Here is a 23,853-nt window from a genome sequence, read left to right as displayed (position 1 = left end):
GCTATATCAGATCACGGTTGCATCATCATCGGCACATAACAAGGCCAGGGCCAGCGATCTGGCCTGCACCAGTGCCAGCGGCTGCTGATAGCTGTGGGCCATCACAACGGCGCCCTCCAGCAAGAGACAAAGTCCGGTGGCTTGCGGGATGCTGCACCCGAGCTGCACCCTGACCCAGTTCAACAGCGCCTGTTTGTGCGCCACCACCAGCTTGCGCACCGGATGACGCGGATCGGCAAATTCGGCGCTGGCATTGATGAAGTTGCAGCCGTAGAAATCACTGCGACCAAACCACTCCCCGAATCCGTCGAGCAGAGCCTGCAATCGACTCTCCCTCCCCTCCAGACCTGCCAGCTTCCCCTCGAGCAGGGCGAAGAACTCCTGCTCGCGGGAGAGCAGTACAGCCTCGATCAAGGCATCCTTGGTCGGAAAATGGCGGTAGAGGGTTCGCTTGGTGCTACCCGCCTCCGCCCAGATGCGATCTATGCCGGTTGCGTGAAAACCATGGCGATTGAACAGGCGATAGGCGGTTGCCATCAGCTGTTGGCGCTTTTCACTCACGATTCATCCCTTGAAGTACACCGATCTGTCTACCTAATGTGCCTAATCACGTCAGACAAACCAAGAGAGAAACGTGATGAAAAAATGGTATGGCCCGCTCTGGGCAGGGTTGGGGGCCGCCTTGGCGATCGGGATACTGGGCTGGTTGAACGTCAGTTGGCACACGGCCCTGATCATGGCGCCTTTCGGGGCAAGCTGTGTGCTGCTGTTTTCACTGCCGGCGAGCCCGCTGGCTCGTCCGTCCAAGGTGCTCGGAGGCCATCTGCTGACCGCCAGTGTCGGACTGCTGGTGCAGTGGCTCCCCTTGCCGCTGGAGTTGCAGCTGGCATTGGGAGTGGGTCTGGCCATCGCGCTGATGCAGGGTCTGGATCTCATCCATCCCCCCGCTGGCGCCAACCCCTTGCTGGTGTTGATGACGGGACAGGAGTGGCCCTTCCTGTGGCAGACAGTGCTGCCGGGCGCCTTGCTGCTGATCCTGCTGGGCCAAGGTTTTCAACGGCTGAAGCGATGGCCGCTCAGAACCACATAAAGCAAGGAGGGAGGCAGCGCCTCCCTCCTTGTTATCTCGCTATCCCGTCCATGCCGTTACTGGACTGGCTGGGAGACCCCTTCCAGGTGGATCTCGACCCGGCGATCCGGGGCCAGACAAGCGATGAGTGCGGGCCTGGAGCCAGTGGTGCAGTTGTTGCCGGTCACGGGGAAAGATTTGCCACGCCCCTCCACCCGCACCTTGTCGGCAAACAGTCCCTTGGTGATCAGATAGTCGGCCACTGTGCGGGCACGTTGTTCGGACAATGCCTGATTGTAAGCATCGGAGCCGATACGGTCGGTATGCCCCACCACAGTCGCGGCACCATCCTTGGGATTGGCGGCCACTATCTGGCTGAACAGGGTATCGAGCGCCTGACTGGCAGCCGGTTTAAGGGTGGCCTTGTTGAACTCGAACAGCACATCCGAACTCAGGCTGAACGTCTTGGGGGCCACCACAACGGCAGGTGCGGGTTCCACGGCGGGGGCCGGAGCAGGGGCCACCACCTCGTTCCCGTGCTCGTGCTGGCCGAAGCGATAGAGCATGCCCACAGAGAGCAGGCCGTTATCCATCTCTATGCCGGAACGATCGAGGGAGGCATCTCCCAGCGGGGTTGTGTACTGATATTCGAGACGGGCGGCCCAGTCACGGTCGATAGCGTATTCGGCGCCCAGGGCCCCGACAAAAACTGCGCCATGCTTGTCGCCGGTCTCCTTGATGAAATCGGTCGCCGTCCGGGCTGACAGCTCGCTGTCTGTCCAGGCATAGCCACCGCCAATCCGGCCATAGAGATCCAGCGCATCATTGACCGGAAACCCTATCTTCATGGTGGCCTGGATCATCTGGCTCTTGGCTTCCCCCTCCACCCTGACCCCGCTCAGCTCACCGGACGAGGTGTACTTGCCGAGCCAGTCATAGCCGAACTCGAAACCCAGGTTGGGGTTGAGCTGATAACCGGCAAACGCACCCAGTCCGAGAGCATCCTTGCTGGTGCCGGTATTTTGCAGCGCCCCCAGGGTATCCGAAACCACTTGCTTCTGGTCGACGTCGAAGTACTTGGACCAACCGGCCTTGCCCCCGGCATACCAGGTATTGTCCTGGGCGGCAGCCTGCACGGCCCCCGTCGCAAGCAGGCCGCTGACCAGAGCGGCAAGTATCGATTTATTCATGGTGAAAGCCTCTGCAATAAGTCGTTGTGGGCGCGCAATGCGCTCTCTTCCCTGATGGGGCCAAGCTGGCCCCGCCACTCAGGTTATCCCATCTCTTGTCAGCCTCAAATGACCAGGGACTCAAGAGTGTGAAGCTGGCGACATTCCAGACGGGAAAACGACCCTGTGCATGAGGATTTTCATAGTGCGTTGAAAGCGCTGCATAAACCCGGATCTTCCGGTGGCCAATATGTCGCTGTCGCCACCATAGACCCAAGAAACAGGCCCAAAAAGAAGAGGGAGGCATAACGCCTCCCTCCTGCTTTTCGCTCTGTATCAGCTGGCCAGAAACAGCCGGTAGGCGGGGTCGTCACTGACCTCTTTCCAGCCGTAGCCAATCTCGCGCAGGTAGTCGTGGAAAGCGGCCACATCCTCGTCCGGCAGCTCGAAGGCGCAGAGCACACGGCCGTAGTCGGCGCCGTGGTTACGGTAGTGGAACAGGCTGATGTTCCAGCGACAGCCCAGGGTCTCCAGAAAGCGCATCAGGGCGCCCGGTTGCTCCGGAAACTTGAAGCTGTAGAGACGTTCACCGAGGGGCCGGGCCGGGCGGCCGCCAATCATGTAGCGCACGTGGTTCTTGGCCAGCTCGCTCTCTGTCATGTTGACCACCGGATAGCCGTTGCCGCCGAGTTGATCGATGATCTGGCCCAGCTCCTCGTCGCCACCGGTCAGGCGCACCGAGACAAACAGGGAGGCCTGGGCCGCATCCGAATAGCGGTAGTTGAACTCGGTCACCATGCGCGGACCAAGCTGGCGACAAAAGTCGAGGAAGGCCCCCTTGCGCTCGGGTATGGTCACCGCCAGCATGCCCTCGCGCTTCTCGCCGATCTCGCAGCGCTCCGACACGTAGCGCAGGCTGTGGAAGTTGACGTTGGCCCCCGACAGAATGGCCGCCATCCGCCCGCCCTTGACCTGTTCCCGCTCGCTGTAGGCCTTGAGCCCCGCCAGCGACAGGGCGCCGGAAGGTTCGGCAATGGCACGACAGTCATCGAAGATGTCTTTCAGCGCGGCGCAGATCTGGTCGTTGGAGACAGTCACCACCTCATCCAGATACTGGTTGCAGAGGCGAAACGTCTCTGTGCCGATGCGCTTGACCGCCACACCGTCAGCAAACAGCGAGACCCGCTCCAGATTGACCGGCTCGCCTGCCTCCATGGCAGCCTTGAGGCAGGCGGACCCTTCCGCTTCCACCCCGATCACCTTGACGTCCGGCAGCAGCTGCTTGATATAAACCGCCACCCCGGCGGCCAGGCCACCGCCACCCACAGGCACGAAGACGTGGGTGAGATGGGTATCCTGCTCCAGCAGCTCCTTGCCGATAGTGCCCTGGCCCGCGATCACTTCGACGTCGTCAAACGGCGGTATCAGGGTGTAGCCCTCCAGTTCGGAGAGGCGGCGGCTCTCGGCATAGGCCTCATCGAAGCTGTTGCCAAACAGCATGACGTTGCCGCCCTGGCGGCGTACCGCATCGATCTTGATGTCCGGCGTGGTCTTGGGCATCACTATGATGGCCTTGATGCCGAGCTTGGCCGCCGACAGGGCGACCCCCTGGGCATGGTTGCCGGCAGAGGCGGCGATGACGCCGTGATCCTTCTGCTCCTGGGTCAGGGTGGCGATCTTGTGATAGGCACCGCGCAGCTTGAAGGAGTGCACGGGTTGCAAGTCTTCACGCTTGAGCGCCACATGGTTGCCAAGCCGTTCGGACAATTTTTTAAGGGTCTGCAAGGGAGTCACCCGCGCCGCCTCATAGACGGGGGAGAGCAACACCTTGCGTAGATAATCAGCCGCAGAGACCATGAGTTATTCCTCCGTCTCGCATTGATGGGCACATACTGCGCCCGGCTCATCACGGAGCAAACGATAAAGGCTCATCATCACTCCTCCAGCTTGCTGCGATCACGCACAGCGCCTTTGTCGGCGCTGGTGGCAAGCATGGCGTAGGCGCGCAGGGCAAAGGAGACCTGACGCTGACGATCCAGCGGCTTCCAGCCACGGGCCTCGACGGCGACACGACGGGCTGCCAGCACACTGTCGGCCACCTCCAGCACCATGCTACGGGCCGGGATGTTGATGTTGATGATGTCGCCATCTTCCACCAAACCGATAGTGCCGCCAGAGGCCGCCTCAGGCGAGACGTGGCCGATGGAGAGACCCGAAGTGCCGCCTGAGAAGCGGCCATCGGTGATCAGGGCGCACTGCTTGCCCAATCCCATGGACTTGAGATAGGTGGTGGGATAGAGCATCTCCTGCATGCCCGGACCCCCTTTTGGCCCTTCGTAGCGGATCACTACCACTTCACCGGCCTTGACCGTGCCATCCAGAATGCCGGCAACCGCCGTGTCCTGGCTCTCGAATACCCGTGCCGGGCCACGGAAGCAGAGGTTCTCGTCATCCACACCGGCCGTTTTTACGATGGCGCCATCAAGGGCCAGGTTGCCGGAAAGCACGGCGAGGCCCCCCTCCAGGCTGTAGGCATGCTCCAGCGAGCGGATGCAGCCCTCGGCTCTGTCCACATCCAGCTCAGGCCAGCGGCAATCCTGGCTGAACGCCTTGGTGGTGCGGATACCGGCAGGGCCAGCGCGGTAGAAGTCCACCACCTCCTGGCTCGGCTGGCGGCTGACGTCGTATTCGTTGAGCAGCTCGGCCAGGGAGCCGCCCAGTACGGTACGGGTGTCACCGTGCACCAGACCCGCCTTCTCCAGCTGACCCAAAATGGCGACCACGCCACCGGCACGGTGCACATCTTCCATATGGTACTTCTGGGTAGAGGGGGCCACCTTGCACAGCTGGGGCACCTTGCGAGACATGCGATCGATATCGGCCATGGTGAAGTCCACCCCGGCCTCCTGGGCCGCCGCCAGCAGGTGCAGCACTGTATTGGTGGAACCGCCCATGGCGATATCCAGCGCCATGGCATTCTCGAACGCCGCCTTGGTGGCGATGTTGCGTGGCAGGGCGCTCTCGTCATCCTGCTGGTAGTAACGCTTGGCAAGGGTGACGATGCGCTGGCCTGCCAGCTTGAACAGCTGCTCGCGATCGGCGTGGGTCGCCAGCATGGAGCCGTTGCCCGGCTGGGAAAGCCCCAGCGCCTCGGTCAGGCAGTTCATGGAGTTGGCAGTAAACATGCCGGAACAGGAGCCGCAGGTAGGGCAGGCGCTGCGCTCCACCTGCTCGCTCTGGGCATCGGAGACCTTGGGGTCGGCGCCCTGGATCATGGCATCCACCAGATCCAGTTTGATGATCTGATCGGACAGCTTGGTCTTGCCCGCTTCCATGGGGCCGCCGGAGACGAAGATCACGGGTATGTTGATGCGCAGGGCGGCCATCAGCATCCCCGGAGTGATCTTGTCACAGTTGGAGATGCAGACCATGGCATCGGCGCAGTGGGCGTTGACCATGTACTCCACCGAGTCGGCGATAAGCTCGCGAGACGGCAGCGAGTAGAGCATGCCGCCGTGGCCCATGGCGATGCCGTCATCCACGGCTATGGTATTGAACTCTTTGGCCACGCCGCCGGCGGCTTCGATCTCGCGGGCCACCAGCTGGCCCAGATCCTTGAGGTGGACGTGACCCGGCACGAACTGGGTAAAGGAGTTGACCACGGCTATGATGGGCTTGCCGAAATCCTCGTCTGTCATGCCAGTGGCGCGCCAGAGGGCGCGGGCCCCGGCCATGTTACGTCCGTGGGTGGTGGTGGCGGATCTCAACTTCGGCATTGTCTCTACTCCCTGAATGCCCATGGGGCGCATTATTTCTTGAATGTGTGACTCGCGGATCGGGAATCGATCCTGGTCAGGGCACAACACGGATGCCCTGACCGGAAGCGACTCGGGGAGGCATGGCACCTCCCCGTTCTCGGTCAGCCGTTACTTGTCATCGACCGGGGTCAGCCAGTTCCATTTGTCCTTTGTCTGGCCGTTGAACAACCCGAAGAAGGCGTTCTGCAACTGCTCAGTCACTGGGCCACGGCAACCGGCACCTACCTTCATCCGGTCCACCGAACGCACAGGCGTCACTTCGGCGGCAGTGCCCGTCATAAAGATCTCGTCCGCAACGTATAAGGCCTCGCGGGGCAGCGCCTGCTCGCGCACCTCATAACCCAGATCGCGGGCCAGGGTCATGATGGTGTCGCGGGTAATGCCGGGCAGGATGGCGGCGGTGGCAGGCGGGGTGAAGAGCACGCCGTTTTTCACCAGAAACAGGTTCTCACCCGCGCCTTCGCTCAGGTAGCCGTTCACATCCAGCGCCAGTCCTTCAGCGTAGCCGTTGCGCTTGGCTTCCCGGCTGATGAGTTGAGAGGAGAGGTAGTTGCCACCGGCTTTGGCGCCGGTCGGAATCGTGTTGGGGGCCAGCCGGTTCCAGGAGGTGACGCACACATCCACCCCGTTTTTCAGACCCTCTTCCCCCAGGTAGGCACCCCACGGCAGGGCAGCCACCATGAGCTCGGCCTTGGCATCCAGCGGTGGATGCAGTCCCAGCCCCACATTGCCGATAAAGGCCAGCGGACGCAGATAACCGCTCTTGAGGCCGTTCTCGCGCACCACGGCGCGGCAGGCTTCATTCACCTCGGCCTCGCTGTAAGGGACCTCCATCCAGTAGATTTTGGCGGAGTCGAACAGGCGGCGGGTGTGCTCCTGCAGGCGGAAGATGCAGGTCCCCTTGGGGGTGTCATAGGCACGCACACCCTCGAACACAGAGGAGCCATAGTGCAGGGCGTGGCTCATGACGTGCACCTGGGCATCTTGCCAGGGAACCATGTGGCCGTTGAACCAGATATATTGCGGCTGGGGTTGGGAAGGCTGTGACATTGCTGTTGCTCCTTAAGCTCTGATCCGGGGCTGCTGTTCCAGTGCATCGACCCGGGAGACGTCCACCAGCTTGACCAGCTGGCTCCATAAATGCTGGATGGGACGCACCGACTCGACAGTAACCGTGATCCGCAGTTGTTGGCAATCCTGCTCCGCCCCCATCTCCATGCTGAGGGCACAGAGATTGAAGCCGCGGTGGCGCACCACCCTCAATACCCGCTCCATCACTTCGGGTCTGGGCTGGGCGTGAATGTGCAAGGTGTGCTGTGCAAATGCTGGCTGCGCAAAGGTGTGCGGGTTCATGGGCGTTGCTCCATCATCTTGTGGTTGGCGACTCCCGGCGGAACCAGGGGCCAGACGTTTTCTTCCTCTGAAATGGCCACATGCAGCAGATAGGCGCCTTCGCTCCCCAGCAGGCGGTCGAGGGCTGCTGCGATTTGATCCTTGCATGTGATGGTCTCACCCGGGATGCCGAAGGCGGCGGCCAGGGCGACGAAATCGGGGTTGTCGGAGAGGATGGTCTCGCTGTAGCGACCATCGAAGAACAGCTCCTGCCACTGGCGCACCATGCCGAGACGCTGGTTGTCGATCAGCACCATTTTTACCTTGAGCTGGGCGCGGCGTATGGTGCCCAGCTCCTGCACGTTCATCATGAAGGAGCCATCACCGCTCACCAGCACCACTTCATCATCGGGGCGCGACATCTTGGCGCCGATGGCGGCGGGCAGACCAAACCCCATGGTACCGAGGCCGGCACTGGAGAGATGATTGCGCGGACTGGTGAAACGCATGTGCTGGGCCACCCACATCTGGTGCTGGCCCACGTCGCAGGCCACCACGCTGTTTTCCGGCAGACGGCCCGAGAGTTGCTTGAGCAGGGCCGGTGCATAGATGGGCTGGCCGGGGTGGTCGTAGCGAAACGCATACTCGCGGGCCATGCTCGCGCAATGCTCACGCCAGGGATCGATCGCCAGTGCCATGCCCAGGGCGGGCAATACCCGCTTGAGATCCGTGGTGATGCCCACTTCGGCGGCGCGGCGCTTGCCGAACTCGGCGGCGTCCACGTCCAGATGGATCACCTTGGCTTCGGGGGCAAACTCCTCCAGCTTGCCGGTCACTCTGTCATCGAACCGGGCACCCACTACCACCAGCAGATCGCACTGCTGCACCGCATAGTTGGCCGATTTGGTACCGTGCATGCCGAGCATGCCCAGATAGACAGGGCTGTCAGGATCCAGCGCGCCAATCCCCTTGAGGGTAGTGACCGCCGGCATGCCGGTGACGGCGGCAAACTCGCGCAGCTGGGTTTCTGCATTGGCCATGCCCACACCGCCACCGACGTAGAGCACCGGGCGCTCGGCGGCGGCGATCAGAGTGCGGGCAGCGGCCAACTCCGATGGGTTGAGCGCCTCCGGCTCTTCCACTGCAAACAGCAGATTCTGCGCTGGCACGGCGGCCAGCTGCACATCCTTGGGAAAATCGATGAGCACAGGACCGGGACGACCTTCGGTGGCGATGGCGAAGGCCTCTTCCAGCACGCGCCCCAGATCCGCCACATCGGTCACCATGAAGGAGTGCTTGGTACAGGAGAGGGACATGCCGAGCACGTCGACCTCCTGAAACGCATCTGTACCTATGGCGGAACAGGGCACCTGACCGCTGATGGCCACCAGAGGCACAGAGTCGAGCAGCGCCTCCGCCAGCCCGGTCACCAGATTGGTGGCGCCCGGGCCCGAGGTGGCGATACAGACCCCCACCTGGCCGGAGGCTCGTGCGTAACCCACCGCAGCCATGGCGGCCCCCTGCTCGTGGCGGCAGAGCTGATGGGCAAGCCCCCCATCATACAGGGCGTCGTAGACCGGCATGATGGCTCCGCCCGGGTAACCAAACACCTGGGTCACACCCTGTTTCTTGAGAGCCTGTACCAAAAACTGCGCGCCGTTCATGTGGAAAATCCTGTCCTGTAGTCGAAAAAAAACCCCCGAGCTGTGAGGCTCGGGGGTCGCTTGTTTCGTTCTGTCCGGTGGTGGGTCTATCCCTTGTTCCGTGCAGCTAAACGAGCCCCGAGCGGTGAGATGATAATCACCACTAGGACCACAATAATGCTGACGAAACGGGAGGCCATGTTCATAGTTACAACCGGAAATCCTGTGAAATTGAGGCGGTTTGCACCGCGAATGGCTATTAGAACTAGCACGGTGATTTTTATTGGGCAAGCCTTTTTTACCTGACAAGACTCTGATTTTGACTAAGCAGCAGCCTTATGGCTGGAACAAAAAACTAATAAAAAACGGTTAACCAGCACATACATCAAACCAAGGACGGGATTTATGTCATTAGCTGTGGTTTATAGCCGTGCCAGCCTGGGGATAGCGGCGCCGCAAGTCACGGTGGAAGTTCACCTCTCCAACGGTCTGCCCGCCTTCAACATGGTGGGATTGCCGGAAACCTCGGTGAAGGAATCCCGGGATCGGGTGCGCAGTGCCCTGCTAAACGGCAATTTCGAGTTCCCGAGCAAACACATCACGGTCAATCTGGCCCCCGCCGACCTGCCCAAGGAGGGAGGCCGTTTCGATCTGGCTATCGCCATCGGCATTCTCGCCGCTTCCAAGCAGATACCGGCAAAATACCTGCTCGATCACGAATTTTTAGGGGAGTTGGCCCTGACCGGCGAGATCCGTCCCGTGCTCGGGGTGCTGCCCGCCGTGCTCGCCTGCCGCGATGCGGGGCGCACCCTGCTGGTACCGAGAGAAAATGGCCCCGAAGCCTCACTCATTCAGGATGCCGAGGTGCGTACCGCCCACCAGCTGCTGGCCGTCACCGCCTGGCTGGCAGGCCAATATGAGCTGCCCCTGCCGGAGCCCCAGACCACGGACTCCCTGCCCGATGTGCCGGATCTGCAGGATGTGATCGGCCAGTCACAGGCCAAGCGGGCATTGGAGATCGCTGCCGCCGGCAGCCACAACCTGCTGTTCATAGGACCGCCCGGTACCGGCAAGAGCATGCTGGCCAGCCGTTTGCCCGGCATCTTGCCACCCCTGAGCGAGCAGGAGGCGCAGCAGACCGCCGCCATCCACTCCATTGGCGGCCTGACCCCGCGCGCCGGTCACTGGCACCACAGGCCCTATCGCACGCCCCATCACAGTGCCTCCGCCGTGGCCCTGGTGGGCGGTGGCAGCCATCCCAGACCCGGCGAAATATCCTTGGCCCACAACGGGGTACTCTTTCTCGACGAGCTGCCGGAGTTCGAGCGCAAGGTGCTCGACTCTCTGCGCGAACCGCTGGAGACGGGCCACATCACCATCAGCCGCGCCGCCCGTCAGGTAGATTTTCCCGCCCGCTTCCAGCTGGTGGGCGCCATGAACCCCAGCCCCTGCGGCCACTATGGTGACGGCCAGACCCGCTCCAGCCCGGATCAGATATTGCGCTATCTTGGCAAGCTCTCCGGCCCCTTCCTCGATCGCTTCGACCTGACGGTGGAGGTGCCGCTGCTGCCCAAGGGCAGCCTCACCGGCAAGGCGGAGCGGGGGGAATCGAGCCAGCAGATCCGCGATCGGGTACTGGCGGCGCGGGAGCGGATGCTGAGCCGCAATGGCAAGCTCAACAATCTCCTTGATAGTCGTGAAATCGAAGATATTTGCCGATTATCGCCGCAAGATGCCGAGTTTTTGGAGAATGCCATCCAGAAGCTGGGACTCAGCATCCGGGCCTGGCACCGCATACTGCGGGTGTCACGCACCATAGCCGATCTGGCGGGGCGACCTGCGATCGAGAAGGATCATCTGATCGAGGCTCTCGGCTACAGGGCCATGGACAGGCTGCTGTCGCGGCTGCGCAGCGGCTGAATGGCTGGGATAGAGAGATAGTGAGTCCCACATGCGTGATGGTCCCGTGCATGGTCTAGCGGCTCATCGGCTGATATTATGGCCACAGATCTGACCACTTGGTTGCCACCCACAGACAACGAGACGGACCCGACTCATGCAAAACAAGCTGATAGAGCGGCTGCGCGGCAGCCTCTCGACCTTGCTCTATTTTTTCAACACCCTCTTCTGGTGTATCCCCATCTTCTTGCTGGGCATTCTCAAGCTGCTGTTGCCGCTTAAAAGCTGGCGTACCCTCTGCAACGCTCTGCTGGATGGCTGCGCAAGCTGCTGGATCGGTGTCAACAACCTGATCCAGAAAACCATCATAGGGACCTCTTTCGAGGTGGTCGGCGCGGACAAAGGAAGCCGTGATGAGTGGTACATGGTGATTGCCAACCATCAATCCTGGGTCGACATACTGGTATTGCAGCGGGTTTTTAATCAAAAAATCCCCTTCCTGAAGTTTTTCCTCAAGAAAGAGCTGATTTGGGTACCTTTTCTCGGTCTGGCCTGGTGGGCACTGGACTTCCCCTTCATGCGGCGCTATTCCCGTAAATTTCTGGAAAAAAGGCCACATCTGAAGGGAAAAGACATAGAAACAACCCGAAAGGCCTGTGCCAGGTTTCGCCACATTCCGGTGAGTGTGATGAACTTCGTGGAGGGCACCCGCTTCACCACCCACAAGCACGACAAACAGGCAGCGCCTTATCGCCATCTGTTGCACCCGAGGGCTGGTGGCATCGCCTTCACCCTGGCGGCCATGGGCGACCAGCTGCATCAACTGGTGGATGTGACCATCGCCTATCCGGGTGGTATCCCCAGTTACTGGGACTTCATGTGCGGTCGGGTGAAGGAGATCAAGGTTCAGGTTCGCTTTCTGCCGATTGAACGCAAACTGGTAGGGGATTACTTCAATGACCCCGAATTCCAACAGGCGTTTCAACAGTGGTTGAACGGGATCTGGCACGAGAAGGACCAGACTCTTAGCCAACTGCTGGCAGACAAGGCGCAGTAAAAGACCCCTCGCCAATCCAGCTCTACCCGGCAGCAGGGCTGGCCTTTAGGTTGGTGACCATGGCAACAGTTTGAGAGTGGTTTTCAGGAATGGCGGAATGCGCGCTGGCAGTAAACTGACGTCGTGCGGGCACAAGTGATACAGGCCGATGCTATGGGTCAGTTTGGCGTTGAGTCCGCCTCCTTGGCAATTGCCGAAGCAAGCGCCAAGGCCAGTTCTGGCAACTGATCCTCGCTGAACACTGCAATGCCGTTGCGACGCAGCAGGGCCGTGGTCTTGCCCTCACCCGCCACTGACACACCTTCGAAGCGGCCGTTATAGATACGGCCGCTGCCGCATGAGGGGCTCCCCTCTTTCAGCAGCGCGAAGCGAATCCCCTGCGCCTGACAGAGCGCAAGAGCCAGCTCGGCACCGCGATCGAACTCGGCCGTCACATCCAGTCCGCTCGCGGTCAGCACCAGATCGCCCTGCCGCTCGGCAGGGGGGCGCGGAGTTGGCAGTCCGCCGGCCACTTCGGGGCAGAAAGACTGCGCTCGCCCCTCGGCGCCAAGCTCATTCAGCCAGTCGCTGACAATCCCCTTGCTCTGACCATCGTAACGTACTGGCTGACCCAGCAAGCAGGCACTCACCAGCACCCGGGGCGGCGCTTTGCTCATGCTTCTGCCCCGTGCATCACCTGATCGAACATGACGCAGCAAGGGCTCTCCAACCGGTAGAGGATGGCAGGGCGCTGCTTGCCGGTCCGCTTGCGGCCGGTATCCACCAGAATGTCGGCACGATGGATGCGCTTGCGAAATGCCGCTGTATTCATCGGAGTTTGCAGAATGATTTCAAAGGCACGCTGCACTTCGGAGAGAGTGAACTCGGGCCCCAGCAGTTGCAGCGGCAAGGTGCTGTAGCGACTCTTGATCCGCAGTCGCTCCAGTCCTCTGGCAATAAGCTGGGTATGATCGAAGGCGAGACTGAGGCCGGGCAGGGCCGAGAGTGGATGCCAGCAACCGTGCACGGCTTCGACTTCCGGATCGACCAGACAGAGGTAGACCAGCGCGGTGGACCAGCCACGGGGATCCCGCTCCAGATTGCCGAGAGTGCAAACCTGTTCGCTGTAGCAGTGGCCGAGCCCCCACTCCGCCAGCAGGCGATGGCGAGCCGTGTCCAGGTCCCGATCCCGAGTCTCGTCGATGCGCAGTGCCGGCAGTTGCCAGCAGTTGGCAAAGGGAGGGTGATCACGGGTTTCGAGCAACAGCTCGAGCCGCTCCTCGTACAACCGCAGCACCACCATATCCAGACTCATTCTCAGCATGTCGATCGCCCTGCTCGCCTTCCATTAATGTTTGGTAGATAATATCACACGAATAGTATGTGAAGGAGCCAATCATGGGAACCGTCGCCAGCCTGGATATTGATGCGCAGAAGGGATTTACTCCCCTCTGCCCGAACGAACTGCCCGTCGTGGGCGGGGATGATATTGTGGCTGCGCTCAACGCTCAGGCCACCCTCGCCACGCTGCGTATTGGCAGCAAGGACTCCCATCCCGCCAACGCAGCCTGGGCCGTCAGTGACCCCGCCGGCATGCTGTTGCCGCTGGATTTGCCCAATGCCGACCTCACCTGGCCGGTACACTGCGTGCCCGGCACCCAAGGCTTCGAGCTGCTGGATGGCCTGCCCGCCCCCATCGATTACGACTTCTTCGTCTGGAAGGGGGTCGAGCCGGACCTGCATCCCTACGGCACCTGCTTCCACGATCTGGCCGAACGGCGCAGCACAGGGCTCATCGAATTTCTGCAAGCCCGTGGCGTCACTACCGTGCTGGTCGGCGGCCTCGCCACCGACTACTGCGTCAAGACCAGCGTGTTGCAACTGCGCCACGCCGGTTTTCGGGTGATCGTCCATCTCGATGCCTGCCGTGGCATAGCCCCGGATACGGTTGCCAGCGCTCACTCCCAGATGATCGAAGCCGGGGCCGAGCTGGCCCAGACCTTGATCGATGTACAACGCCTGCTGGATGCCTGATATGCCGCCGATCCTCACCCGCCAAGCCGATACCGGCGCCTGCACATTACCTATGCAGCAGGAGCGCGTCATCGCGCTCACCAACCTGCGGGGAGCCTGATATGCCACCGATTCTCACCAGCCTGCTCGACACCGACGCCTACAAGCTGCATATGCAGCAGGCGGTATTCCACCGCTATCCTGATGCCGAGGTGGTGGCCGAATTCCACAGCCGCAACGAAGAAGATCTGCTGCCCATGATGGGCCAGATAGAGGAGCAACTGCGTCTCGCCGGCTCCCTGCGGCTCACCAGGCCGGAACTGAATTTTCTGGCCGAGCGCCCCTTTTTCACCGCCGACTACCTGGATCACCTGCGCCGCAAGCCCCTTGATGCCTCCCTGCTGCAGGTATTCGAGCAGGATGGCCGCATCAATGTGCGGGTAGAAGGACCCTGGCAGGATGTGATCCTGTGGGAAATCCCGGTGCTCGCCATCATCAGCGAGATGCGCAACCGCTTCCGCTACCCCCAGTTTGGCGTCAGCCAGGCGCTGGATCGGCTCGATCAAAAGATCGACAAGCTGGAACAGGACCTCAGCCCGGAAGAGATGAGCGAGTTCAACCTCATCGACTTCGGTACCCGTCGCCGCTTCTCCCATGCGGTGCAGGATGCGGTCGTGGGCCGTCTCAAGGAGCGGCTGCCGGCATTTCGCGGCACCAGCAACTACCTGCTGGCCCAAAAGTACCAACTACCTGCCGTGGGCACCCAGGCCCACGAGTGGTTTCAGGCTCACCAGCAGCTCGGCTTCCCGCTGGAGCACAGCCAGCGCGCCGCCCTCACCAGCTGGCTGGACGAATTCACCAACCACCTTGGCATTGCCCTGACCGACTGCATCACCATGGACGCCTTCCTGCGTGATTTTGACTTTGAGCTGGCCAGCCGTTATCAGGGTCTGCGCCACGACTCCGGCGACCCTGTTGTGTGGGGCGAGAAGGCCATCAGCCACTACCAGCGCCTCGGCATAGACCCCACCGACAAGACGCTGGTCTTCTCCGATGGGCTCAACCTCGACAAGGCGGTGCAGCTGTTCCGCCACTTCCGTGGCCGCATCAACACCAGCTTCGGCATCGGCACCAAGCTCACCTGCGATCTGCCCGGTGTCAGCCCCATGAACATCGTCTTCAAGCTGATGGAGTGCAACGGTGGCCCGGTCGCCAAGATCTCCGACAGCCCGGGCAAGACCCTGTGCCGGGATGCGGACTTCATCCGCAACCTCAAGCAGGCCTTCCACGTCGGGGTGTAACGTGCCTTTTTGAGGAGCCCATCTTGCGCAGAGCGCCGGTGGCCCCCTACCATGACCCTCTTGAAAGGTCCGACTGGTGTCGGGCCTTTCTCTTGCCCGAACGACAGACCACAAGGAACTGCCCATGACCTCTAAATGGATATTTGCCCTCACCACACTGCTGGCCAGCCTGGGCGCCACTGCCGCCGAACCGCTGCGGGTATCCGCCATCCCGGACGAAGCCCCCACCGAGTTGCAGCGCAAGTTCGCCCCGCTGGGAGAATATCTGGCCGAGAAGACGGGGCGCGAGGTGGTGTTCGTACCGGTCAACGATTACGCCGCCGTGGTCGAGGCGCTGGCTGCCGGCAAACTCGACATGGCCTGGCTCGGGGGTTTCACTTATGTGCAGGCCCATCGTAGGGCCGACAAGGTAGTGCCGCTGGTCCAACGCCAGGAGGATGCCCAGTTCACCTCCAAATTCATCGCCAATGCCGACAGCGGCATCAAGACCCTGGCCGACACCAAGGGCAAGGACTTCGCCTTCGGCTCCCCCTCCTCCACCTCGGGTCACTTGATGCCGCGCCACTTCCTGGCCGAGCAGGGCATCAATCCGGAACGTGACTTCGCCCATGTCGCCTTCTCCGGCGCTCACGACGCCACCGTTGCCTGGGTCGCCTCCGGCAAGGTACCGGCCGGTGCGCTCAACGCCTCCGTGTGGGACAAGCTGGTGGAAGAGGGCAAGGTCGATACCGCCAAGGTGAAGGTGATCTGGACCACGCCGACCTACTTTGATTACAACTGGACGGTGCGCGGCGACCTGGATCCGGCGCTGCAGGAGAAAATCAAGCAGGCCTTCCTCAGCCTGGATCCTGCCGTCCCGGCCCAGGCCGAGATCCTCAAGCTGCAGCGAGCCAGCCGTTTCATCGAAACCAAGCCCGAGAACTACCAGGGCATAGAAGCGGCCGCAACCCAGGCCGGTCTGCTGAAGTGATCGCCGTTGCGCTGAATGGAGCAGGGCTGCGGCTCGGCGAGAGTCGCATCCTGCATCCGCTTCACCTGCAGATCGAGGCGGGGGAGTGCGTCGCCATCATAGGGCCGAGCGGCGCGGGCAAGACCAGCCTGCTGCGGCTGATCGGCACCGAGCTGCGCGGTGAGCTGGCACTCTCCCTGTGGGGGGAAGATCCCTGGGCCCTCTCCACCCGTGCCCGCCAGCGGCTGCGCAGCCGGATCGGCATGGTCTGGCAGCAGCCTCCGCTGCCCGCCTCCCAGCCGGTGGTGACTGCCGTGCTGGCTGGCAGACTCGGCCAGTGGTCCCTCGTTCGCGCCCTGCTCTCGCTGCTGCGTCCCAGCGATCCGGACGGTGCACGGGCCGAACTGGCCCGCCTCGGCCTCGCCGACAAGTGGCAGCAGCGCTGTGGTGAACTCTCCGGCGGCCAGCTACAGCGGGTCGGCATAGCCAGGGTGCTCTATCAGCAGCCGGACCTGATGCTGGCCGATGAACCTGTCTCCGCCCTCGATCCCGTACTCGCCCAAAGCAGCCTGGATGCCCTGCTGGCGCAAGCCCGCACGCGCGGCAGCACCCTGATCGCCAGCCTGCATGCGGTCGAACTGGCCCTCGAGCGCTTCCCCCGCATCATAGGCCTGCGCGAAGGGCGGGTGCAGTTCGACTGCCCCGCCGCCGCCGTCACCCCGGCCATGCTGGCCGCCCTCTACGCCGGTGACCAGGAGGCACTGCCGTGTATCGGCTGATGAGCCGCTGGCGCCATCCCCTGCCCTGGCTGCTGGCCATGGTCGGCTACAGCCTGTGGCAGCAGGCCGACGGCTGGCTGGGCCTGCTCGATGGTCAGAGCTGGCGACAGATGGGCAACTTTCTCGCCACCAGCTGGCCACCCCGCCTGGATCAGGACTTTCTGGCCCTGACCCTGACCGCTACCCTGGAGAGTCTGGCCGTGGCGACTCTGGGGCTGGCCGGTGCCCTGCTGCTCGGCATTCCGTTCGCCTTGCTCGGCTCCCGCGCCCTATCGCTAGCCGAGCTGGGGCCTATCCCCAGCCCGCTGCGCGGCGCCTTGCGCTCTTTCAGCCGACTCATCGCCATTCTGCTGCGCAGCCTGCCCGAGCTCATCTGGGCGCTGCTGTTCGTGCGTCTGTCGGGGCTCGGGCCCCTGGCCGCCATCCTGGCCATCGCCGTCAGCTACGGCGGCATGCTGGCCAAGGTCTACAACGAGATCATGGAGAGCGGCGCCCTGCAACCGGCCCGTGCCCTGCTGCTCGGCGGCAGTGGCCGCCTGCAGGCGCTCTGGTACGGCGTGCTGCCCGCGGTGCGCCAGGAGCTGCTCTCCTACACCGTCTATCGCTGGGAGTGTGCTCTGCGCGCCTCCGTTATCATGGGCTTCGTCGGTGCCGGCGGGCTCGGCCAGCAGCTCGAACTCTCGTTGCGCATGTTTGCCGGTGGTGAGGTAGTGACCCTGCTGCTGGCCTTCATACTGCTGGTGACCCTGGCCGACGGCCTCAGCGCCTGGCTGCGCCACACCCGCTCCCCCGGCCTGCAACTGCTTGCCTGCCTGGGGCTGGCCAGCGCCATGGCACTCCACCAGCTCGACTGGCGCATGCTGAGTTTTTCCTTCGGCGGGCTGGGCCGGTTCATCGGCGAGTTTCTGCAACCGGACTGGTCGGGGCCTTTTCTGCGAACAGTCGGCCTTGGCCTGCTCGATACGGTGCAGATGGCATTGCTGAGTACCCTGTTGAGCGCCCTGCTGGCCCTGCCGCTGGCCTGTCTCGCCCGCCACTGCTGGCCACTGAGGCTGCTGTTCAACCTGCTGCGATCCGTGCCGGAGCTCATCTTCGCCAGCCTGCTGGTGATCGCGGTCGGGCTGGGGCCGGTGGCGGGCATACTGGCGCTTACCCTGCACACCACAGGCGTGCTGGCCCGGCTGTTCGTGGAGACGCTGGAGAATGCGGATCAGGCCCCTCGCCTCGCCTTGCAATTGAGCGGCTCCGGCCCCACGGCCAGCTTCTGGTACGGGCTGTTTCCACTGGTGTCACGCCAATGGCTGGCCTACAGCCTCTATCGCGGCGAGATGAACCTGAGGGCCGCTACCATACTCGGGGTGGTGGGCGCAGGGGGGCTGGGGCAGCAGCTATATGTGTCGCTCAGCCTGTTCCGTTACGATCAGGCAGCCACCCTGATCCTGGCCATCTTGCTGCTGGTCTGGCTGGCTGAGGGGATCAGCCGCCGCTCCCGTTTGCCGCGCCCAGCCCCCTCCCAGCGAGACTGCCAGATCTGAATCGGGAGCAAGCAGCCGGCGTTGAGCTGGTCAGGCTCCAATCCCGATAAACAAAAAGCCCGCCGGTTTGCACCGGCGGGCTTTTTTCATGGGTTACTGCGGGATCAGTCTTTCTTGGCCAGCAGGAAATTCACCAACTGGCTGAACTGTTCCTGAGAAGTAATGGATTCGATCTTAACCATGTACTTGCCGTTGACCAGGAAGGCCGGCACACCGCGAATGTTGTAGCTCTCGGTGTTGCGATCAAACTGGGACACCATGCCGGATACGGCGAAGCTGTCGACGGCACCGTCGAACTCTTCAGCCGGCACGCCGTTATCCAGGAAGATCTGCTTCACATCCGCGCGGCTCTGCGGATACTGGCGTTGGGTATGGATCTTGTTGAAGATAGCCGGGGTCAGCTTGGCTTCAACATTCAGCAGGCTGGCCAGGGCATAGGCGCGCTGCATTTCCGGACCCATCTCGCGGCCCAGGAAGGCCACTGGGTTCTTCTTGAGGGGAACGCCTTCTGGCATTCCCGCTTTCAACTGTTCAACGATCGGCTCGAAGGTCGCGCAGTGCGGGCAGTAGTAGGAGAAAAACTCCACCACTTCCGGCTGGGCACTGCCTGTCTGTTTGACCACGTCATAGTTAACGCCTTCCTTGAATTCGGGGGCGGCGTGAACCATGGGGATCATCAGCATGGCAGCGAGGAAAAATAGTACTTTTTTCATGACGTTTCCTGTTAAGGGATCACTGTGAGGCACGCCCGGCGAACCGAAGCAGTGCCAAGCCTATTGCGTCACCACTCAGACGTCAATGGCAAAGGGCCACACCGGCAGGCGCTACGGCAGAGAGCGTCATCGACAGACAATCACTGTGGGCTGATGCCGACGCGCCCTCGCTCACCACCCCGGCGTCAGGGTCAAAGGGGGGGCCTTGAGCGCGGCCAGTTGATCGTGCGGCAGGTATCGCGATCTGCGGGCACCCATCAGCACTCCTGATATGTCACCACCCCGGCGTCAGGGTCAACGGCGGCGCCTTGAGCGCGGCCAGTTGATCATGCGGCAGGTATCGCGATCTGTGGGCACCCATCAGCACCCCTGATATGTCACCACCCTGGCGTCAGGGTCAAAGGTGGCGCCTTGAGCGCGGCCAGTTGATCATGCAGGGTCGCAATCTGCTGACGCCAGTAGTGGTCGGTATTGAACCAGGGGAAGTGACGGGGGAACGCAGGGTCGTCCCAGCGCCGTGCCAGCCAGGCCATATAGTGAACGATGCGCATGGCCCGCAGCGGCTCAATCAAGGCCAGCTCCCGCGGGTCGAACTCCATGAACTCCTCATAGCCGGCCAGCAGGGTGTCGAGCTGGATTAACTGCTCGTGGCGCTCGCCGCTCAGCATCATCCAGAGATCCTGGATGGCGGGGCCGGTGCGGCAGTCGTCGAGATCGACAAACATGGGGCCATCACGCCACAGAATATTGCCCGGATGACAGTCACCGTGCAGGGAGATCTGTGCCACATCCAGAGTCATGGCATCACAGACGTGCTTGATCAGCTCGTCGAGTACACCGAAGAATTGCTTGGCCAGCCCGCTCGGCAGCCATTCACCGGATGCCAGCAGCTCACGCGGTTCGTGCAGCATGCTCTCCACATCCAGTCGGACGCGGTGATGGAAGGAGCGGCTGGCACCGATCTGGTGAATCCGGCCAAGGTAACGGCCCACCCACTCCAGCTGATCCAGGTTGTCCACCTCGAACTGGCGGCCTCCCACGCTCTGCCAGATGGCAAAGGGGTAGCCCTGATGCTCCAGCAAGGTTTCGCCCGCGAAGGAGAGCGGCGCAGCGACCGGGATCTCCGCCTCATTGAGTCGGGCGGCAAAGTCGTGCTCTTCCAGGATCTGGGCACGACTCCAGCGACCGGGACGATAGAACTTCACCACATAGCGGCGGCGCTCCTCGTCCTGAAACTGATAGACCCGGTTTTCGTAACTGTTGAGCTCGATGAGGCCGGAGTCGAGTCGCAGACCACTGAGATCCAGCGCATCCATGATGAGGTCGGGAGTAAGGTCGGAATAGTTGAAACGCATGTCATCCACCATTAAAAAGGGGCGCCGTTGCGCCCCATACTATCACCACTAAGCTCAATGGCGTTCCAAACCAATCAGTTGCACCAACTATTCCCATTACAGTCGGCTGATAAACTTGCTGGCCTGACGCAGTGTGCCCTTGCTGTCATCGACTGCCGCCCCATCCCGTTTCAGCACGAACTGTATATCCAGGGTCGGCTTCTTCAGGTTGAAGGGATCGACCGCCACGCTCACCGGCAGGGTGTAGATCTCGCCCGCCTTCAGGGTCACTTCGCGGGGGCCGAACCACTCGTGCTCCGGCAGCCCTTCCACATCCAGCTGATAGGTCTGGGCATGCAGTGTCTTGTTGAGGATTTTGAGGGTATAGGTGTTCTCGATGAGCCCCTCGCTGTTCTCGCGGAACAGCTGGTTGCGATCCCGCAGTATGTCGAGCCCCATGGGCATGATGGACATGGCGTTGTAGACGAACACCCCCAGCATGATGACCATCACCAGGCCATAACCGAGCAGCTTGGGCCGCGCCACATGGGTGCTGTTATGGGCCAGCTTGTGCTCTGTGGTGTAGCTGATCAGCCCTTTCGGATAGCCCATCCGATCCATGGTCTGGTCGCAGGCGTCGACGCAGGCACCGCAGTTGATGCACTCGTACTGCAGGCCGTCGCGGATGTCGATGCCAGTCGGGCAGACCTGAACGCAGAGGTCGCAATCGATGCAATCCCCCAACCCCAGCGCCTTGGGATCCGCTTTGCGGCTACGGGCACCCCGGGTCTCACCACGCTTGGTGTCGTAGCCGACGATGAAGGTATCCTTGTCGAACATGGCTGACTGGAAGCGTGCATAGGGGCACATGTGGATACACATGATGGCACGCATCCAGCCGGCATTGCCGTAGGTACAGGCCGTGAAAAACAGTACCCAGAAGATGACCCAGCCACTCGCCTGCAGGGTAAAGAAGTCGGGCACCAGCTCGGTCACATCCTGGAAGTAGGCGACGAAAGTGAGACCGGTACCGAGGGATAGCAGGATCCAGGCCAGATGCTTGGCCCCCTTGCGGGCCAGCTTCTCGCCACTCCAGGGGGCGGCATCCAGCTTGCGCCGCTTGTTGGCGGCCCCTTCCAGCTTCTCTTCAAACCAGATGAACATGAAGGTCCAGACCGTCTGCGGGCAGAGATAGCCGCACCAGACCCGGCCGAGGAAGGTGGTCACGAAGAAGAGGGCAAAGGCGGCGATCATGAAGATCCAGGCCAGCAGGGTCAGATCCTGCGGCCAGATGGTGGCACCAAAGATGTGGAACTGCTGATGGCCAACATCGAACAGCACGGCCTGACGACCGTCATAGCGCAACCAGGGCAAGGCAACGAAGAGCACCACGAAGAACCAGCCCATGACCTTGCGCATCCGCTGCCAATAGCCGGTCTGTGCCCTCACGTAAATGCGGTTGCCTGGATTGAACCTGTCATCGCTGGCTTTGAACGTGTTCGGGTTGAAAGTCCCGGTGACGCCCTTGTCAGTCACATCCTTGATATCGATTTTTTCATGATCGGCCATTGCAAGACACAGCTCCCTTATTTGTTATGGAGCGGATTATATCTTAAACAGCCTGCTAATTGTGTGGGTAAGATGTATCTAATGTTCGAGTCGTGTCGCAATTTTCAGCAACAAAAAAGGCATATCGCCGGTTGACGATACACCTCTCGTTGAGATTCTCTTGAAACTACTCAGCCCGGTTTGTACCGAGCCGGGATCACTTGATGCCGCGAGCCTTGAGCAGGGCTTCCTTGAAATCGGGAACATGATCCTTGGCCAGACCTGGGATCATCGCCTGCTTGTCGGATTCCCGCATCTTGAGGTGGTAGATCAGCATGTCGTCGGTCAGGTCGGACAAGGCGCCGTCATAGCCAGCTTCCGCCGCCAGTTTGGCAACAAACTGCACCAGGCTGAGATCCTGTTCCTTGATCCAGGCAGGCTGCAACAACTCCAGCAGCTCTTCGATACGATGACATTGCATAGACAACCTCTTTAATCTGTCATGTGAAACTCAGGCAACCTTACCCATCAAGGCTACTTCGATACGATCCCGCCCATTATGCTTGGCCTGATAGAGGGCCGCATCCGCTTTTTGGATAAGCTCCGCGATGGAGCCGCTTTGATCCGGCACCAGAGTGGCGACCCCGAAGCTGCAACTGACCCGGCCAGAGACCAGGGATTTCTGGTGGGGGATACCCAGATCCTTGAGGGCCATTCGCACGTTTTCGGCTATCTGCAGCGCACCTTGCATACTGGTACAGGGCAGCAACAGAGCAAACTCTTCCCCGCCGTAACGAGCGGCGAGATCATCCTCCCGCCGTTGTACCTCGGCCAGCAGCGCTGCCACCCGTTGCAGACACTCGTCACCCTGCTGATGACCGTATAGATCGTTGAATTGCTTGAAATAATCCACATCCACCAGCACCAGCGACAGGGGCGCCCGAGCGCGGTGACAGCGGCGCCAGGCCCGCTCGAGGCAATAGTCCAGGTGGGCACGATTGGCGATGCCGGTCAAACCATCCAGCCGGGAAGTGAGTTTGAGGTGTTCGGAGACCAGCTTCAGCTCGGCCACCAGATCGGCGTTGGAGAAGCGGTGGTAGAGAGAGGCGACCTGATCCCGCCGCAGACGGCGCAGCAGGGTCGGCAAGAAGACAAACAGATAGCCTGCCAGCATGCAGGAGACAATCCGTTCCTGCTCGTTGCCGGCCCCCAGCTCGAACAGCATGGCAAGCCCGAGTGGCAAAACGGCGCCATAGAGAGAGCGGCGGCTGCCAAACAGCATGATGGCACTGCCAGTGAGGATCAGGCTGGAGAGCATCATCATGGCGGCACGATAGGTGTCGGGCAACTTGTCCATGTAGAGCAGCACACCGAGCGCCCAGATGATGGAGGTAATGGTGACCCCGATGAACAGCTCGCGTTCCAGCACTGGCAAGGGGGTCTGCGTCAGACTGGACTGACGCCAGCGCAGGTGCCAGCCTCGACACAGCAGCAGCAGGCAGACCAGTGCCAACCAGCCGAGCGCCTCGCCGGCGGGCAGGTAATCGTGGAACAGCAGGCTCCAGCCGAGTGCCAGCAGGCCCAGGCAAGGCAGGCTGAATGAGGAGTGAGTATAAAGCTGGGCCATGATGGCCTGCTTCACCTGACGTGTCACACTCTGAGTCAACTGCATGCTCCCTGTACAAGAGCCGCACAGTCTACCACTCCCCCTTCCG

22 protein-coding genes are annotated in these 23,853 nt (G+C 61.7%); 8 read left to right on the top strand and 14 right to left on the bottom strand.

The genetic code is table 11. From position 1 onward, the window contains the following. Window positions 1-6: 6 nt before the first annotated feature. Window positions 7-561 carry a TetR/AcrR family transcriptional regulator gene (locus AC1P02_RS05785; protein ID WP_265421868.1) on the bottom strand — a complete coding sequence of 185 codons (555 nt, stop codon included), beginning with the start codon at window positions 559-561 and terminating at the stop codon, window positions 7-9. Between the two features lie 133 nt (window positions 562-694). Between AC1P02_RS05785 and AC1P02_RS05780 the strand changes: the two genes are divergently transcribed. Next, window positions 695-1,090 (top strand): HPP family protein, encoded by a 396-nt coding sequence (locus AC1P02_RS05780; RefSeq protein ID WP_170321052.1) that lies wholly within the window; start codon window positions 695-697, stop codon window positions 1,088-1,090. A 56-nt stretch (window positions 1,091-1,146) separates the two neighbouring features. On the opposite strand, the gene ompA is transcribed toward AC1P02_RS05780, so the two are convergent. The 6 genes from ompA to ilvG form a co-directional block, all read right to left on the bottom strand. Continuing rightward, complete coding sequence (gene ompA, locus AC1P02_RS05775; RefSeq protein WP_485184475.1) at window positions 1,147-2,259, bottom strand: porin OmpA; 1,113 nt, start codon at window positions 2,257-2,259, stop codon at window positions 1,147-1,149. A gap of 315 nt (window positions 2,260-2,574) precedes the next feature. Further along, entirely contained in the window at window positions 2,575-4,095 is a 1,521-nt protein-coding gene (gene ilvA, locus AC1P02_RS05770; RefSeq protein WP_005318222.1) for a threonine ammonia-lyase, biosynthetic, read from the bottom strand. 77 nt (window positions 4,096-4,172) lie between these two features. Beyond that, window positions 4,173-6,014 carry a dihydroxy-acid dehydratase gene (gene ilvD / locus AC1P02_RS05765; protein ID WP_021138492.1) on the bottom strand — a complete coding sequence of 614 codons (1,842 nt, stop codon included), beginning with the start codon at window positions 6,012-6,014 and terminating at the stop codon, window positions 4,173-4,175. 150 nt (window positions 6,015-6,164) lie between these two features. Continuing rightward, complete coding sequence (locus AC1P02_RS05760; RefSeq protein WP_059111903.1) at window positions 6,165-7,106, bottom strand: branched-chain amino acid transaminase; 942 nt, start codon at window positions 7,104-7,106, stop codon at window positions 6,165-6,167. 12 nt (window positions 7,107-7,118) lie between these two features. Further along, a complete protein-coding gene (ilvM, locus tag AC1P02_RS05755) occupies window positions 7,119-7,409 on the bottom strand; it encodes an acetolactate synthase 2 small subunit (protein WP_005318216.1) in 291 nt (96 codons plus the stop codon). Further along, window positions 7,406-9,052: an acetolactate synthase 2 catalytic subunit gene (gene ilvG / locus AC1P02_RS05750; RefSeq protein WP_485184471.1), complete on the bottom strand. Its 1,647-nt coding sequence runs from the start codon at window positions 9,050-9,052 to the stop codon at window positions 7,406-7,408. The genes ilvM and ilvG overlap by 4 nt, the downstream gene beginning before the upstream one ends. Before the next feature lie 384 nt (window positions 9,053-9,436). Here ilvG and AC1P02_RS05745 point away from each other — a divergent pair, with 384 nt between their 5' ends. Both AC1P02_RS05745 and AC1P02_RS05740 read left to right on the top strand, forming a co-directional pair. Further along, window positions 9,437-10,951, top strand: a complete 1,515-nt coding sequence (locus AC1P02_RS05745; protein WP_011898225.1) for a YifB family Mg chelatase-like AAA ATPase — start codon at window positions 9,437-9,439, stop codon at window positions 10,949-10,951. A 136-nt stretch (window positions 10,952-11,087) separates the two neighbouring features. Continuing rightward, on the top strand, window positions 11,088-11,987 hold the full coding sequence (locus AC1P02_RS05740) for an acyltransferase (protein WP_413163126.1): 900 nt from the start codon (window positions 11,088-11,090) through the stop codon (window positions 11,985-11,987). A 158-nt stretch (window positions 11,988-12,145) separates the two neighbouring features. On the opposite strand, the gene AC1P02_RS05735 is transcribed toward AC1P02_RS05740, so the two are convergent. Both AC1P02_RS05735 and AC1P02_RS05730 read right to left on the bottom strand, forming a co-directional pair. Further along, a complete protein-coding gene (locus AC1P02_RS05735) occupies window positions 12,146-12,643 on the bottom strand; it encodes a 2-thiouracil desulfurase family protein (RefSeq protein WP_429235494.1) in 498 nt (165 codons plus the stop codon). Beyond that, window positions 12,640-13,290 (bottom strand): NUDIX hydrolase, encoded by a 651-nt coding sequence (locus tag AC1P02_RS05730; RefSeq protein WP_011898224.1) that lies wholly within the window; start codon window positions 13,288-13,290, stop codon window positions 12,640-12,642. Before AC1P02_RS05730 ends, AC1P02_RS05735 begins: the two co-directional genes overlap by 4 nt. Before the next feature lie 74 nt (window positions 13,291-13,364). Between AC1P02_RS05730 and AC1P02_RS05725 the strand changes: the two genes are divergently transcribed. The 5 genes from AC1P02_RS05725 to AC1P02_RS05705 all read left to right on the top strand — a co-directional run bounded on the left by AC1P02_RS05725 (window position 13,365) and on the right by AC1P02_RS05705 (window position 18,543). Beyond that, window positions 13,365-14,000, top strand: coding sequence for a nicotinamidase (locus AC1P02_RS05725; protein WP_485184468.1), 636 nt, complete (start codon window positions 13,365-13,367; stop codon window positions 13,998-14,000). Between the two features lie 101 nt (window positions 14,001-14,101). Beyond that, window positions 14,102-15,280 carry a nicotinate phosphoribosyltransferase gene (gene pncB, locus AC1P02_RS05720; RefSeq protein WP_021138499.1) on the top strand — a complete coding sequence of 393 codons (1,179 nt, stop codon included), beginning with the start codon at window positions 14,102-14,104 and terminating at the stop codon, window positions 15,278-15,280. A gap of 124 nt (window positions 15,281-15,404) precedes the next feature. After that, on the top strand, window positions 15,405-16,250 hold the full coding sequence (locus AC1P02_RS05715) for a putative selenate ABC transporter substrate-binding protein (protein ID WP_404839690.1): 846 nt from the start codon (window positions 15,405-15,407) through the stop codon (window positions 16,248-16,250). After that, entirely contained in the window at window positions 16,247-17,008 is a 762-nt protein-coding gene (locus AC1P02_RS05710) for a phosphonate ABC transporter ATP-binding protein (RefSeq protein ID WP_485184466.1), read from the top strand. The genes AC1P02_RS05715 and AC1P02_RS05710 overlap by 4 nt, the downstream gene beginning before the upstream one ends. After that, window positions 17,008-18,543, top strand: coding sequence for a PhnE/PtxC family ABC transporter permease (locus AC1P02_RS05705; RefSeq protein ID WP_485185426.1), 1,536 nt, complete (start codon window positions 17,008-17,010; stop codon window positions 18,541-18,543). The genes AC1P02_RS05710 and AC1P02_RS05705 overlap by 1 nt, the downstream gene beginning before the upstream one ends. A gap of 104 nt (window positions 18,544-18,647) precedes the next feature. On the opposite strand, the gene AC1P02_RS05700 is transcribed toward AC1P02_RS05705, so the two are convergent. The 5 genes from AC1P02_RS05700 to AC1P02_RS05680 form a co-directional block, all read right to left on the bottom strand. Beyond that, entirely contained in the window at window positions 18,648-19,256 is a 609-nt protein-coding gene (locus AC1P02_RS05700) for a thiol:disulfide interchange protein DsbA/DsbL (RefSeq protein ID WP_005318191.1), read from the bottom strand. A 377-nt stretch (window positions 19,257-19,633) separates the two neighbouring features. Further along, window positions 19,634-20,623, bottom strand: coding sequence for a serine/threonine protein kinase (locus tag AC1P02_RS05695; RefSeq protein ID WP_059113820.1), 990 nt, complete (start codon window positions 20,621-20,623; stop codon window positions 19,634-19,636). An 84-nt stretch (window positions 20,624-20,707) separates the two neighbouring features. Further along, window positions 20,708-22,159, bottom strand: a complete 1,452-nt coding sequence (ccoG, locus tag AC1P02_RS05690) for a cytochrome c oxidase accessory protein CcoG (RefSeq protein ID WP_485184463.1) — start codon at window positions 22,157-22,159, stop codon at window positions 20,708-20,710. A gap of 196 nt (window positions 22,160-22,355) precedes the next feature. After that, on the bottom strand, window positions 22,356-22,619 hold the full coding sequence (locus AC1P02_RS05685; protein ID WP_005318183.1) for a YihD family protein: 264 nt from the start codon (window positions 22,617-22,619) through the stop codon (window positions 22,356-22,358). Between the two features lie 30 nt (window positions 22,620-22,649). Continuing rightward, window positions 22,650-23,804 carry a GGDEF domain-containing protein gene (locus AC1P02_RS05680; RefSeq protein WP_170321051.1) on the bottom strand — a complete coding sequence of 385 codons (1,155 nt, stop codon included), beginning with the start codon at window positions 23,802-23,804 and terminating at the stop codon, window positions 22,650-22,652. Window positions 23,805-23,853 lie beyond the last annotated feature (49 nt).

Source organism: Aeromonas sp. TS_SC_11 (genome assembly GCF_057318915.1).
This window is presented reverse-complemented; position numbering and strand designations above follow the sequence as displayed.